The 13,845-nt window shown below is 70.0% G+C and carries 11 protein-coding genes; 10 read left to right on the forward strand and 1 reads right to left on the reverse strand.

What is annotated here, in order from left to right; genetic code table 11:
• Positions 1-412: 412 nt before the first annotated feature.
• From P24_RS13865 to P24_RS19340, 4 genes are read left to right on the forward strand one after another with little or no spacing between them, the layout of a single operon-like run.
• A complete protein-coding gene (locus P24_RS13865; RefSeq protein ID WP_008945364.1) occupies positions 413-1,603 on the forward strand; it encodes a P22 phage major capsid protein family protein in 1,191 nt (396 codons plus the stop codon).
• A gap of 2 nt (positions 1,604-1,605) precedes the next feature.
• Entirely contained in the window at positions 1,606-2,094 is a 489-nt protein-coding gene (locus P24_RS13870; RefSeq protein ID WP_008945365.1) for a DnaT-like ssDNA-binding protein, read from the forward strand.
• 12 nt (positions 2,095-2,106) lie between these two features.
• On the forward strand, positions 2,107-2,463 hold the full coding sequence (locus tag P24_RS13875) for a hypothetical protein (RefSeq protein ID WP_008945366.1): 357 nt from the start codon (positions 2,107-2,109) through the stop codon (positions 2,461-2,463).
• Entirely contained in the window at positions 2,460-2,873 is a 414-nt protein-coding gene (locus P24_RS19340; RefSeq protein ID WP_008945367.1) for a phage tail terminator-like protein, read from the forward strand. The genes P24_RS13875 and P24_RS19340 overlap by 4 nt, the downstream gene beginning before the upstream one ends.
• 132 nt (positions 2,874-3,005) lie before the next feature.
• On the opposite strand, the gene P24_RS13885 is transcribed toward P24_RS19340, so the two are convergent.
• Entirely contained in the window at positions 3,006-3,701 is a 696-nt protein-coding gene (locus P24_RS13885) for an aspartate/glutamate racemase family protein (protein ID WP_008945368.1), read from the reverse strand.
• A gap of 316 nt (positions 3,702-4,017) precedes the next feature.
• Between P24_RS13885 and P24_RS13890 the strand changes: the two genes are divergently transcribed.
• The 6 genes from P24_RS13890 to P24_RS19345 all read left to right on the forward strand — a co-directional run bounded on the left by P24_RS13890 (position 4,018) and on the right by P24_RS19345 (position 13,647).
• On the forward strand, positions 4,018-5,178 hold the full coding sequence (locus P24_RS13890; RefSeq protein ID WP_008945369.1) for a phage tail tube protein: 1,161 nt from the start codon (positions 4,018-4,020) through the stop codon (positions 5,176-5,178).
• A 165-nt stretch (positions 5,179-5,343) separates the two neighbouring features.
• A complete protein-coding gene (locus P24_RS13895; protein WP_008945370.1) occupies positions 5,344-5,754 on the forward strand; it encodes a hypothetical protein in 411 nt (136 codons plus the stop codon).
• Between the two features lie 47 nt (positions 5,755-5,801).
• Positions 5,802-6,080, forward strand: a complete 279-nt coding sequence (locus P24_RS13900; protein WP_456319892.1) for a phage tail assembly chaperone — start codon at positions 5,802-5,804, stop codon at positions 6,078-6,080.
• 268 nt (positions 6,081-6,348) lie between these two features.
• The gene (locus tag P24_RS13905; protein WP_008945372.1) at positions 6,349-8,856 is read left to right on the forward strand and encodes a hypothetical protein; all 2,508 of its coding nucleotides are present in this window, start codon (positions 6,349-6,351) and stop codon (positions 8,854-8,856) included.
• Between the two features lie 284 nt (positions 8,857-9,140).
• The gene (locus P24_RS13910; RefSeq protein WP_008945373.1) at positions 9,141-11,117 is read left to right on the forward strand and encodes a phage head spike fiber domain-containing protein; all 1,977 of its coding nucleotides are present in this window, start codon (positions 9,141-9,143) and stop codon (positions 11,115-11,117) included.
• A 256-nt stretch (positions 11,118-11,373) separates the two neighbouring features.
• Positions 11,374-13,647, forward strand: a complete 2,274-nt coding sequence (locus tag P24_RS19345) for a phage head spike fiber domain-containing protein (RefSeq protein ID WP_008945374.1) — start codon at positions 11,374-11,376, stop codon at positions 13,645-13,647.
• The last annotated feature ends 198 nt before the right edge of the window (positions 13,648-13,845 follow it).

Raw genomic sequence — 13,845 nt, forward strand, 5'->3', positions numbered from 1 at the left:
GGCCGGCGTGGTGGCGACATCGCTGTCCGGCGGCATCACGCTGACCCGCGACCAGGCCCGCGACCCGGCGCGCTACCGCGCCGCCCGCGAGGCCGCCTCCCGCACCGGCCTGCCGCTGGCGATATTGGGGTAGGGAGTAGCTTCCCCCCTCACCCAGCTTCGGGTAAGGCGCTGGCGCGCCAACCCTTCGCATCCCTCTCCCCTTGCGGGAGAGGGTTGCGCAGCTTTGGCGAGGCGGCAGCCGAGCCTTAGGCGAAGCTGGGTGAGGGGTGTCGCACCGCCACCGCCGCCCCCTCACCCGGTTTGCTGGCGCTCACCACCCTCTCCCGCGAGGGGAGAGGGTTAAGGCCGCACCTACACGAAACGCCCCCTCGCCCAAACCACACCGCCCCTCAACAGGAGATAGAAGCCCATGGCCAATTCGCTTGGCGCCTATAACGCCACCTTCTTCGCGCAGGAAGCGCTGATCCAGCTGGAAAAGGCGCTGGGTCTCGCCAGCCGCGTCTATCGCGGCTATGAGGCGGAGCGCGCCAGTTACGGACTTGGCGACACGGTGAATGTGCCCGTACCCTCCAGCTTCGCGGCGCAGGACCATGCGCCGGGCAGCGGCAGCAGCGCGCAGGATATTGACGCCGGTACGGTGCCGATCCGCCTCGACCGCCACAAGGAGGTGAAGTTCGCCGTCTCCGACCGCGACCTCGCCTACGCCTCGGAGCGCATCATCGACGACCATCTGCGCCCCGCCGCCTATGCGCTGGCCGACGCCATCGACCAGGATCTGTGCGGCCTGTACCGCTTCGTGCCCTGGGCGGTGGATGTCACCGGCAGCGCCGGGGCCGGCTGGGTGACGGCGCCGCGCCGCCGCCTGCGCGAGCTGCTGGTGCCGGTCGATGACGGCAATCTGCATCTGATGGTCGATCCCGCCATCGAGCAGGATTTCCTCGGCCTCGACATCTTCCACGCGGCGCTGGTCACCGGCGGCACGGCGAACCAGGACACGCTGCTGCGCGGCAGCCTGGGCACCCGCTTCGGCGCGGAGATTTTCGTGAACCAGAATGTCCGGCCGCATGCCTCGGGCACGCTGATCTCGGCAGGCAGCGATGTGGACGGCGTGCTGGACAGCGCGGTGGCGCAGGGCGCTGCCAGCCTGTCGGTGGACGGCTTCGCCGCCGGGGCCACGGTGACGGCCGGCGACAGCTTCGTCATCGAGGGCCATGCCCAGCGCTATGTCGTCACGGCGGATGCCACGCTTTCCGATGGCGCCGGTACGCTCTCCATCCACCCCGCCGCCGTGACGGACTACGCCAATGGCGCGGTCGTCAGCTTCGAGGATGGGACCGGCAGTGCGGCGGGCAGCTTCAGCGCCAATCTGATGTTCCACCGCAATTTCGCGGCCCTGGTGCTGGCCCCGCTGCCGGCCACCGGCGACGGCCGCGGCGCGCAGATCGAGAGCGTCACCGACCCGGTGACCGGCCTCAGCCTTCGCGCCCGCATGTGGTACGACGGCGACACGGCGACCAACTATGTCGCCCTCGACGTGCTGTATGGCCTCACCGTGCTGGACGGCAACCTCGCGGTGCGGCTGCGCCGGCCGCTGAGCTAGCCATGAGCCTTATCGTGGAGCTGGGCGGCGGGGACAATCCCGCCGCCAACGCCTATGCCGATCTCGGTTTCGCCAACGCGCATCACGCGCTGCGTGGCCGGGACGGCTGGGCGGAGGCGAGCGAGGCGGCACGCACCGCCGCCCTCCTCGCCGCCACCCTGCATCTCGACAGCGCCTTCGCCTGGAAGGGCAGCCGCAAGCACCCATCCCAGCCGCTGGCCTGGCCGCGCCGCGGCGCCCGCGACGAGGAAGGCGCCTTGCTGACGCTGGTGCCCGATGTGGTGCGCCGGGCCTGTGCCGAGCTGGCCCTGCGCGCGCTCGACGGGCCGCTCACCCCCGATATCGCGCCCGGCGGACAGCCGCTGCGCGAGAAGGCGGGGGAGGTGGAGATCGCCTATGCCCCCGGCGCCTCTCCGCTTCCCCGCCACCCCGCCATCGAGCGGATGCTGGCCGGCCTCGTGCGCCCGCCGGAGCCGCTGGAACGCGCCTAGGAGGATTGTCCCATGGGCTTCTATAACCGGATGGCGCAAAGCGCACTCAGGCTGATTGCGGAGAAGGGCGCCAGCCTCACCTACCGCCGGCTGGTAAAGGGCTTCGACCCGCTGACCGGGGCGACCGTGACCGCCAGTACCGATTACGCCATCACCGGCGTGGTGCAGGAGGCCACGCCCGGCCCGCTGGACAATGCCATGGTCCGGCGCGGCGACCGGATCGTGCTGGTCGCCGCCGAAGCGCTGCCGGTGGTGCCGGAGGCGGGCTCCGTCCTGCTGCTGGAGGATACCGAATGGTCCATCGTGCATGTCGGCGCGATCAAGCCCGGCGACACCGCCATCGCCTGGCGGCTGCAGGTGCGGCGATGAGCCTGGAAGCGATCCGCCGCGCGGTCGAGGCGCATGCCGCCGCGAGCTGGAGCGAGACTCCGCTGGCCTGGGACAATCTGACCTACGATGCCGCCGCGCGCGGTCCCTGGCTGCGCCTCTCGGTCAGCGGCTCGACCGGCCGGCAGGTGACGCTGGGCGCGCCGGAGGGACGCATCTTCCGGCGGCGCGGGCAGGTGCTGCTGCAGTTGTTCGTGCCGGCGAACAGCGGCCCGTCCGAGGCCGCCGGCCTGGCCGACCGCGCAGCGGCATTGTTCGAGGGACGCAGTTTGGAGAGCACGATCGGCCCGGTCAGCTTCGCCGCCGCCGACATCACCGAGACCGGCCCCGACGGCCATGGCTGGCGCCTCACCCTCATCACCGTGCCGTTCCAGGCGGATGAACGGGTGTGAGGGGGGGGCATCTCTACATGTCACCCCCGGGCTTGACCCGGGGGTCCAGGGGCGGCGCGCTGCCTGTTGCGTCTCAGGCCGTGGCCCCTGGATTGCCGGGTCAAGCCCGGCAATGACAAATTACAACTCCCCCTATCCCTTAATCGCGCGTCTCAGCGCGGCGCGGGCGAGCAGGCGGGTGGAATCGAGCGTCGGCAGCGGCGAATTGCCGTCATGCATGATGAGCGGGATTTCGGTGCAGCCGAGGATGACGGCGTCGCAGCCCTCCTCCTCCTTCAGCCGGCCGATGATGCGCTGGAACACCGTGACACCCGCCTCGGTGAAGCGGCCATAGACCAGATCGTCCATGATGACGCGCATGATCGCGTCGCGCTCCGCGATGGTTGGCTTCACGCAGTTCAGGCCGCGTTTGCCCAGGGCGTCGGGATAGACGGCGCTGTCGGTCAGCCAGCGCGTGCCGGTCAGGGCGAGCTTCCTGTAGCCGCGCGCGGCGGCCTCCTCGGCCACTGTCTCAGCGATGTGCAGCCAGGGCAGCGGCGAGCGGGGGGCGACCAGATGGAAGGCCTGATGGATCGTATTGTCCGGGGTCAGTAGGAAATCCGCGCCGATGCGCGCCAGCTTCTCCGCCGAGGCCAGCATCAGGTCGGCCACGCCCTGCATGTCGCCGCGCTCCAGATGCACGACATAGTCGGACAAGGGCGGCGTGTGCATGCTGACCTCCGGGTGGGCGTGCGGACCGAGCAGCTCCGCGCCCTCGGCGCAGATGGTGCGGTAGCAAAGCGCCGCGCCCTCCGCCGAGCAGCCGACGATTCCGATATGCAGGGTCATAAGGCGATATCCCGTTTCTCCGGTTCCGAACGGCGAGCCTAACCGCCCGGCGCGCGTCGGGAAAGCCAGCGAAACATCAAATATCCCCTCACCCGGTTCGCTGACGCTCGCCACCCTCTCCCGCAAGGGGAGAGGGTTACGAAGCTGTCTCTAAACTTCCCTCTCCCCTGGAGGGAGAGGGTTGCGCAGCCTTGTGAGCGCAGCGAGCTAGGCGGCGCTGGGTGAGGGGGAACGCACCGGCTGCGCCAGACATAAGGCACACACCACCGGGCCGCCTTCGCGCGGCCCTTTTCTTATCCCTGAAGGAGGGTCAGCAATGGCGGATTCCAACCGCGTTTCCCTGCGCAGCGTGCGCGAAAGCGTGTGGGGCGAGACCCCGGCAAGCCCGGCGATGACCGCGCTGCGCATCACCGGCGAAAGCCTGAAATACCAGGTCCGCACCGCGCGCTCGAACGAGATCCGGCCCGACCGCATGGTCGCCGACATCCCGCAGGTGGGCGCCTCGGTCAGCGGCGATATCGGCATGGAGCTGAGCCATGGCGCCGCCGACGATTTCCTGATGGCGGCGCTGTTCGCCGAGGACTGGCAGGCGGTTGCGATTTCCGCCGACGACATCGCCGCCGATGCCGGCGGCGGGCGTTTTACTTCCAGCCTGACCGACTTCATCGCCGAAGGCATTACGCAAGGCCAGTGGGTGCGCGTGGGCGGCTTCGCCACTGCCGGCAATAACGGCTTCTTCCGCGTCATCGCCGTGGCGGCGGACGAGATCGCGGTCAGCCCGGCCCCTGCCGCCGACGAATCCGCTGGGGCGACCATTGGTCTCAATGCCGCGACGATCCGCAACGGCGTGACGCCGCACAGCTTCACGCTGGAACGCGGCCTTACCGATGTCGGCGAATATTTCGCCTATCGCGGCTGCCTGCTGACCGGCGCGCGGCTGACCATCCAGGCCGGGCAGATCGCCACCGCCAGCTTCGGCGTGATCGGCCGCGACGCCGCCGTCGCCGGCAGCAGCATCGCCGCCAGCGTGACGGAATCGCCAGCATCCGCCGTGCTGAACGCGACCCGCAATGTCGCCTCGATCCGCGAGGGCGGGGCGGAGCTGGCCGGGCCGAATTTCGCGCGCTCGCTCTCGCTGAACCTCGCCAACAATCTGCGCGAGCAGATGGCGGTGGGCAGCTTCGGCGCGGCGGGCATCGGCCTCGGCCAGTTCCAGGCGACCGGGCAGATCGAGACCTATTTCGGCAGCCGCGCGCTCTATCAGAAATTCCTCGATGGCAGTGATTCGGCGCTGTCCGTGCGGCTGGCCGACAGTGCAGGCAATGCGCTGATCCTCGATCTGCCGCGGCTGCGCTTCACCGATGCCGATGTCATGGCGTCGGGCCCGAACGAGGATGTGATGGCGCGCCTGTCCTTCGAGGCGATCCGCCATCCTTCGGAAGGCTTCGCCGCCGCCTTCCACCGGTTTGCGGCGTAGCCCTTCCCTCTCCCCTTGCGGGAGAGGGTTGCGCAGGCTTGTGAGCGAAGCGAGCTAGCCGAAGCTGGGTGAGGGGGAGCCGCACAGACCGAGCCGCCCCCTCACCCGGACGCTTCGCGTCCACCCTCTCCCGCGAGGGGAGAGGGTTTTAGAAAAGGAACCCCCATGCAGTCGATCTACGATCTGTTTGCCACCGACCCGAAGGCCGAGGCCGGGGAGGGGCTGGTGCTGGACTATGGCGCGTTCGGGCGCATCACCATCCGCCGTGCCGGCGGGGCCAACAAGGCATTCGCCCGCGCGCTGGAAACGAAGCTGCGGCCCTACCGCCGGCAGATGCAGGCCGGCACGCTGGACGAGGCGGTGGCGGAAAAGCTGCTGGCGGAAGTCTATGCCGAGACCGTGCTGCTGGGCTGGGACGGCATCCGGGACCGCGACGGGCAGGACATCGCCTTCACCCCCAGCGCCGCCGCCAAGCTGCTGACCGACCTACCGGAGCTGTTCCGCGACATTCAGGAACAGGCGCAGAAGGCGGCCAATTTCCGCGCCGCCGAACTGGCGGAGACGGCAAAAAACTGACCGCCGCGCTGCGCTGGCGGCTGGACTGGGGCAGCCGGGCGGACTGGCTGGCCGAGGCCGCCGCCGAGCGTAGCGCGGATCTGCCGGCAGCGGTGCTGGACGAACCGGACCTCGCCCCCGGCCTCGGCTGGTATCTCGATGCCTTCGCGGAGCTGGCGAGCTGCCGGTCGCTGGCGATGTCAGCTATCGGGCCGATCCCCTGGACGGCACTGGATTCTTACGCGCGGCGGCATGGCATCGCGGGCGAGGCTTTCGAGACCTTCGTCCTCCTGATCGCGGCGCTGGACGCCGCCTGGCTCGCCCATATCGAGGAACGCCGCTCATGAGGCTCACCGTCACCGGCATCGAGGAGACCGAGGCCGATCTGGAAGCCGCCATCACCGACACACGCGACCGGCTCGCCACGAGCCTGCTGACCGAGCTGCGCGCCGCCACGCCGGTCGAGACCGGCCGGGCACGCGACGGCTGGCACCTAACCGAGACGGGCATCCGCAACGGTGTGCCCTATGTCGGGCGGCTGAATGCGGGATCATCGCGGCAGGCGCCGGCGGGATTCGTCGAGGCCGCCATCGACCGCGCATTGGAGGACTGGCCGTGCAGAAAACCATCGAGATCGCGCTGGATACGCTGCCCGCCGAACGCGGCTTGCGCACGCTGTCGCGGTCGCTGGCGGAGATCGGCGAGAGCGCCGACCGGCAGCAGCCTTCCCTGCAACGGCTGAGCAGCCAGATCGGCGGCATCTCCGGCCAGCTGGCCGAGCTGGAGCGCCGCAGCCGGCCGATGACGGACGCGCTGCGCACGGCCGCCGAGGGCATCCAGCGCGGCTTCTCCGACGCCTTCACGGTGATCTTCCGCGAGGGGCGGCTGCGCTTCGGCGATCTGGCCGACCATCTGAAGAGCGCCTTCGCCCGGCTGCTGGGGGAACTCGCCGCGCTCGCCATCGCCCGCCCCGTGGTGGTGCCGGTGGTGACGGGGCTCGGCTCGCTGCTGGGCCTGTCCGGCAGCGCCGTCGCCGGGGTGACGGACAGGCTCGGTGGCCCCTTGGGCGGGTCTGGTCCGGGTATCACCGACCTGCTCGGGCTAGGCCGCTCCTTAATGGGCGGCGATATCCTGTCCCCATTACTCGCTTCGGGCCTGCCCTCTTTGTTCGGCGCGACGGCCGTGGGCCTCGGCGGTGGAGCGACCGCCGCCAGCCTGGGCGTCTCCGCCGTCGCCGGCGGCATGAGCAATGCCGGTATCGCCACGGCGGGTTCGCTGGCGGGATTCGGTTCCGCCCTGTCGCTGGCTTTGCCGGTGGCGGGCATCGCCCTGCCCTTCCTGCTGGGTGGCCTGTTCGGCGGCAAGCCGAGCGACCATACCGCCTCGCTGCAGGGCATGCTCTCCGGCACGCTGCGCCCGACCGAGGATGGCGCCAACGCCGAGACCCGGCAGGCCCGCGACGCGCTGCAAACACTCGTGATGGGCGCGCTGTCCGAGGTGACGCGCGGCCTGAAGCTGCCGCTGCCGGACGATCTCTATCTCGACCTCGCCACCGGCGGGCGCGACGGCAACCGCTTCTGGCTCTACCGCACGCAGGAAGACCTCTACGGCCAGCCGGCCTCCGCCCGGCCCGATCCGCTGGCCAGCGGCAGCTTCGCCGATGCGGAAGGGCTGGTGGCCGCGCTGGTGGAGTCGCTGAGCGAGGCGATGACCGGCAGCGCCGTCACGCTGGAACAGCTGACCGCGCGCAATTTCGCCGATGCGGCGCGGCGCGCGGCGGACGGCATTCCCGACGCGCTGGATCAGGTGATCGCCCGCTTCCGTGAGTTGCGCGGCAGTGCGGAGGATCTGGCGGCCAGGGGGCTGATCGACCTGGATGCCGTACTGGCCGATCTGCGCCATATCCGCGATGACGGGCTGACGCAGGCGCTGTCCGGCCTCGATGCCCCGGCCTTGCGCGCCGTCATCGACTATTACTCGACGGTCGAGAGCAACATCCCGGTGCTGCGCGCCGCCGAATCGGCGCTGGCCGCGCTGGGCCAGACGGCCGAGGGCACTGCCCTGCGGCTGACCGCGGCGCAGCGCGCCTATGCCGATGCCCAGATCGCCGCCGCCGAGGAGTATCTGCGCGCGCTGGAGGATCAGGCGGCGGACTGGCGGCGCATGGCCGATACGCTTGCCCGCACGCGCCTGTCGCTGCTGGTCGATCCCGAGCTGTCGCCGCTGTCGCCCGCCGACCGGCTGACCGAGGCGCGCCGCCAGTTCGACGAAGTGTCTGCCCGCGCGCAGCTGGGCGATAGCGCCGCCATCGGCGAGCTGCCGGACCTCAGCCGCCGGCTGCTGGAGGCAAGCCGCGCCTATCATGCCAGCTCCGCCGATTATTTCGCGGATTTCGAGCGGGTGAGCAGCGTGCTGCAGGCGACCGAAAGCCTGGCCACACGCCAGCTCGCCATCGCCGAAAGCCAGCTTTCCAGCCTGCGCAGCCAGACCGATACGCTGCGCCAGATGCTGACCGGCCAGCAGGCCATCGCCACCAGCCTGGCGCAGCTGCCCGCCATATTGCAGGGGCTGATCGCCGGGCTTGGCGCGAGCGGCGGGGGCGGCAGCGGGTCCGGTGGTGGCGGCTCGGGCGGTGTTTCCTATGTTCCCGGCAGCTATGGCGAGACGGCTTCGTCAAGCGAATACATGGCAGAGATCGGCCTGACGCGCTCGACCCGCGACGCCATCCTCGCCGGCCTCGGCCAGACCATGTCGGGCGGCGGCACGGTGCGCGACCGCATCGATTCCGACGCCGCCTTCGCCGACTCCTACCGCGCCGCCATCATCGCGGCGGGCGGCACGCCGAACTTCGCGGCGGGTGGCTGGCATGCCGGCGGTTTGCGCCTCGTCGGCGAGCAGGGACCGGAGCTGGAGGCGACCGGCCCGGCACGATTGTTCACCGCCGGGGAGACGCGCCGGCTGCTGGCGCCGGCTGACGGTGCGGACGAGACCGCCGGAGAAATCGCCGCCCTGCGCCGCCAGCAGGCCCGCGAGGCGGAACAGGCCCGCGCCGACCTTGCCAGCTTGCGCGCCGAAATGGCCGCCATCCGCCAGTCGCTCGGCCGAATCATCGCGGCGGGGTGAGGTACATCCCCTCTCCCCTTGCGGGAGAGAGATAAAGAGAAATGGACTCACCGCGCGGCGCCGTTTTTCTAACCGTCATTCCCGGCCTTGTGCCGGGAATCCAGGGTTCAGCCTGCTCGGGCGGGCATCCAGCAAGCGGAAACCTGGACCCCCGGTACAAGACCGGGGGTGACGGCCGGAGTGGATAGCGAAGAATCGCCACCGCCCCCTCACCCGGTTCGCTACCGCTCACCACCCTCTCCCGCAAGGGGAGAGGGTTCAAAACCCCTCACAGGAACCATCCCATGCCGATCCTGTATCTGGCCGAGATCGCGCTGTTCCAAAACGGCGCGGTGGAGACGCTGCGCCTGTCCACCGGCCCGTACCGCACCGCACCCGACGATCCAACACTGCCGGACATCGAGTTCCTGCCGCTGATCGTCAGCCCGCCCGGCTTTTCCGCCCATGCCTTCGGGGCGGGCCGGACCGGCGGGCGCTCCGTCACCGGTGCGGGCGAGATCGTGCTGAACAATGCCGACCGCTTCTTCGACCGCTATGCTGGCGCCGGCTGGGACGGCCGGCCCTTCCGCCTCTATCGCGGGCCAAATGGCGGTCAAGCTGGCAGGCGCTTCGACGATTTCGACCTGATCTTCGCCGGCACGGCGGAACAGGCGGAATGGCGGGACCTGCATCTGCACCTGTTCCTGCGCGACCGGCAGGCGCAGTTCGAGGTACCGATCCAGCGCGAGACCTACGCCGGCAGCAACAGCGGCTCGGCCGGCAATGAGGGCACGGCGGACGATATCAAAGGCCGGCCGAAGCTCCTGTGCTACGGCCTGTGCCACAATGTGCCGCTGGCGCCGCTGAACACGGCGGCGCTGCGCTATGGCGCGCATGACGGTTCGATCTTCTCGGTCGATGAACTGTACGACCGGGGCACGCCGCTCTCCAAGGTCACCGGCACGCCGGCCGCCGGCCAGTACCGCGAGACTGTGACCGAGGGCTTCGTGACGCTGGGTGGCAGTCCGGCCGGCACCATCACCGCCAAGGTTTCGGGCGAGCGGCTGGAAAACCTGTTCCTGTGGTCGGAGCAGTTCATGAACCCGGCCTGGGCGAAAGACCCCGGCGTGACGGTCGTGAACGATGTGATCACCGGCCCGAATGGCGGCCCCACCGCCGAACGCATCGACATCCCCGCCAATGAGGGCGCGGGCTTCCGCCAGAGCGTCAGCGTGACAGCCGGCCAGCCCTACAGTTTCTCGATCTATCTGCGCAGCGTGGTCGGCAGCGTAACGCTGGGCATGGGCATCAAGGCGGCAACCCGGCAGGAAATCACGCTGGACGAAGGCTGGCGGCGCTTCACCGTGACCGAGACCATCTCCGGCGCAACCGTCTCGCCCGGTATCTTCAGCCTGGGTGGGGCGGCGGCGATCCATGCCTGGGGCGCGCAGATCGAGCTCGGGCACGTGGCTAAGAATTGCATCGTCACCGGCGGCACGCCGCACCCCTCCAGCTATACCGCGCAGCCCGCCGACATGCTGCGCACGATTGCCGTCACCCGCTCCGAGCTGGTCGATTTCCTCGACCTCGACCATGCCAGCTTCCAGGCGCTGAACGAGGCTACGTCGGGCATCGGCCTCGGCCTGTTCATCGACCGCGCGATGAGTATCGCCGAGGCCTTCGATCTGATCTGCGAGAGCATCGGCGGCTTCTGGTACTTCACCCGCGCCGGCAAGCTCGCGGTCAGACGGCTGGAAGCGCCCGCCGGCAATCCGGTGGCCATGTTCGACCGGTCGATGGTCGCCCATCCGCGCCGCCTCGCCACCAACGATGCCGGGCGTGGCCTGCCGAACCACCGCGTGGTGCTGGGCTGGCGGCGCAACTGGCTGGTGCAGCAGGGCGACCAGCTGGCCGGAAGCGTGCCGGCCGAGCGCCGCGCCTTCCTGTCCGAGGAATACCGCACCGTGGCCGCCGCCGATCCTTCGGTGCTGGTGGCACACCCGCTGTCCGAGGAGCTGCGCCGCATGACGCTGCTGGAAGACCCGGAGGATGCGGCGGCGGAGGCCGACCGGCTGCTGGCCCTGCATGGGGTGCGCCGCGACCTGATCGAGTTCGAGCTGCCGGTCGCCGCCTATTTCGAGGCCGGCGCGCCCTGGCTGGGCGACGAGATCGCCTACCGCGACGATTGCTTCCTCGATTATGCGCAGGGCCGTGCGCTGATCCTGCTCGGCGTCGAGGAGGACTACACCGCCGACCGCATCACCCTGCAGGCCTGGGGGTAGGGGGATGCCAGCGCTGTTCTCCCCTCACCCGGACGCCGCGCATACACTCTCTCCCGCCGCCATCCATTCTCCAGCCGTCACCCCCGCACTTGTTGCGGGGGTCCAGGCCTCCGCTAGCTGGATGGTGGCCCGAGCAGGCTGAACCCTGGATTCCCGGGACAAGCCCGGGAATGACGGCTGAAGGAAACGGCAGCGAAGTGTGAACTCACTCCCTTCCCCCACTCCCCCCTTTTCTTGCAACCGGAACGGACCGACCATGGCAAACATGATCCTGGGCTGGGTGAACGAGGCTGACCGCGCGAAACTTGCCGGTGGGCGCTGGACGGCAGCGCTGCCGCAGACGGCGCTGGCGGATGACCGGTTGTCGAAGGCAGCGCGCACGCTGGGCAATCGGCCTGCCGATACGGCGATCCTGGCTGATCTGGGCGAGGCGAAGCCCATCGGCCTGGCCGCGCTGTTTGGCGCGGTTGCCGCCCCCGCTGCCGGCTGCCCCGGCCCCACGTCGCGTTACCGCCTGCGGGCCAGCGACGATGCGCGCCTCGCGGGGCCGTGGCTCGATCTCGACTTCACCGGCTATGGGCCGGAAGACCCGCGCATCGCCTTCACCCGCACCAGCCTCGCCACCCGCTTCGACCGCAATGGCGTGATCCAGGGCTATGGCCTGACCGAGCCGCTGACGATCAACCTCGACGGGTTCGATCCGCCCGGCACGCTGGAGATCGTGCTGCAGCAAAAGGACCGTGCCTTCTGTGTCGGCGAGGCGGTGCGGCTGGCCGATCCGGAGGATGCCGCCCGCTATCTCGATGGCACGCTGACGGCCTTCGAGCGGCGGAGCGGTCAGGCCCGCCTCGCCATCGAAAGCACCGCCGGGACCGGCAGCCCGACCATCGCCTGGCGGCTGGAGAGCCTGGCCCCGCGCTATGGGCGGCGGCAGGATCATCAGCCGGCCAGCGGCACGCCACGCGGCTTCCTGATTGAGGGCGCGCGAACCAACCTGCTGGCGCGCAGCGCCCGGTTCGCCGATGCCGCCTGGACCCGGCAGAATGCGACCATTACCGCCGAAGCCGCGATGGCGCCGGATGGAACTATCGCCGCCGATGCGCTGGTCGAATCCGCGGCGACCGGCATCCACCAGATCACCCAACCCGTCAGCGTGGCGGAAGGGGCCACAGTCACGCTCAGCCTGTTCGTGAAGCCGGCCGGGCGGACGCGCCTTGCCCTCCTGCTGTCCAGCGGCGGGGATTTTGCGCAGGGAACCTTCGACCTTACCGCCGGCACCGCGACAACGGCGCAGGGCGGGACCGGCACGGCGCTCTCGGCGCGGCTGGTCCCGCTGGCCAATGGCTGGGCGCGTTGCGTGCTGACCGGCTCCATCGCCGGGGAGGCCTCCTATCTCACTGCCTGCCGCCTGCTGAATCCCGGCGGCACTTACGAGGGCGACGGCAGCAGCGGGCTGCTGGTCTGGGGCGCGCAAGCTGAGGAAGGACCGGACGCCAGCAGCTATATCCCGACAGCCGATGCCCCCGCAACCCGCGCCGCCGATAGTGCAAGGCTGACGCTCGATACTGGCCTTTCGGAGGGCACCCTTCTGGCCGCCTACCGCAGCCGGCGCGCCGGATCGGTCGCCATCGCCGGGCTGAATGACGGCACGGCGGCCAACGCCATCGAGCTGCGCCACGGGTCGGGCGGCGCGCGGCTGGGCTATATCGTCGCCGGCGGGGTCGAGCAGGCAGCCCTGTCCACCGGCAGCCCGGCGGCCCTTGCCGCATCCGTGGCCGGGATCGCTTTCGCTGCCGGGGTCGCGGCCGCCTCCGCCGATGGCGGGGCGGCGGTGGCCGGCACGCCGGGCGCCCTGCCCGCAATCACCGGCCTCGATCTCGGAAGCCGGCCGGACGGCGAACGGCTGGACGGGCATCTCGCCCGTGTGCAGCTCTATGGCCGGCGGCTGAGCGATACCGAGCTGTCGGCGGCCAGCGCGGCGCTGGCGCTGCAGCTTGGCCCCGTCGCCTACGATTCCGGCTGGCTGGATGTCTGGCCGGGCGGCGGACGGCGCGACGGCTATGCTGCCGTGATGATGGCCACGCCGCCGGATGTCGCCGCGCGCTACTGGCGGTTCGATCTGGATGACGGCGCCAGCACCGACGGATTCCTCGACCTTGCCCGGCTGTGGCTGGGGCCGGCGGTGAGCCTGTCGGTGAATTACGAGTATGGGGCGTCACTGGGCCTTGAGGCGGAGGCCCGCATCGCCCGCGCGCAGGACGGCACGGCCCGCTTCGGCGACAGCGCGCGGCGGCGCGTCGCGACCTACCCCATCGAGCATCAGTCGGCGCAGGAGGCCTACCGCGTGCATCTGGAGCTGCAGCGCGCAGCCGGCCCCAGCGGCGAGGTGCTGGCGGTGGCCGATCCCGAGGATACCGAATTCCGTGCCGAGCGGGTGTTCATCGCCCGGCTGCGATCCTTGCGGCCGGTCACCCACCGCGCCTTCCAGCTGTTCGCCACCGAACTGGAGCTGGAGGAACGGCTGAGTTAGGCGGGGTGCCCGCCATCCTTGCCCTTGGGGGTGCCCTTTCAACTCCAACCGTCACCCCCGCATTTATCGCGGGGGTCCAGGCTTCCGCTCGCTGGATCCCCGGTCGAGTAAGCTGAACCCTGGCTTCCCGGGACAAGCCCGGGAATGACATCTGAAGGAAGCGGTAGCGAACTAGGCGAAGCTGGGTGAGGGGGAACA

It is taken from the genome of Oceanibaculum indicum P24 (genome assembly GCF_000299935.1).
In the GTDB taxonomy this organism is placed as follows: Bacteria; Pseudomonadota; Alphaproteobacteria; order Oceanibaculales; family Oceanibaculaceae; genus Oceanibaculum; species Oceanibaculum indicum.

Coding starts and splice junctions, on each gene's coding strand:
- P24_RS13865 (WP_008945364.1), top strand. CDS start 413: ATGGCCAATTCGCTTGGCGCCTATAACGCCACCTTCTTCGCGCAGGAA.
- P24_RS13870 (WP_008945365.1), top strand. CDS start 1,606: ATGAGCCTTATCGTGGAGCTGGGCGGCGGGGACAATCCCGCCGCCAAC.
- P24_RS13875 (WP_008945366.1), top strand. CDS start 2,107: ATGGGCTTCTATAACCGGATGGCGCAAAGCGCACTCAGGCTGATTGCG.
- P24_RS19340 (WP_008945367.1), top strand. CDS start 2,460: ATGAGCCTGGAAGCGATCCGCCGCGCGGTCGAGGCGCATGCCGCCGCG.
- P24_RS13885 (WP_008945368.1), bottom strand. CDS start 3,701: ATGACCCTGCATATCGGAATCGTCGGCTGCTCGGCGGAGGGCGCGGCG.
- P24_RS13890 (WP_008945369.1), top strand. CDS start 4,018: ATGGCGGATTCCAACCGCGTTTCCCTGCGCAGCGTGCGCGAAAGCGTG.
- P24_RS13895 (WP_008945370.1), top strand. CDS start 5,344: ATGCAGTCGATCTACGATCTGTTTGCCACCGACCCGAAGGCCGAGGCC.
- P24_RS13910 (WP_008945373.1), top strand. CDS start 9,141: ATGCCGATCCTGTATCTGGCCGAGATCGCGCTGTTCCAAAACGGCGCG.
- P24_RS19345 (WP_008945374.1), top strand. CDS start 11,374: ATGGCAAACATGATCCTGGGCTGGGTGAACGAGGCTGACCGCGCGAAA.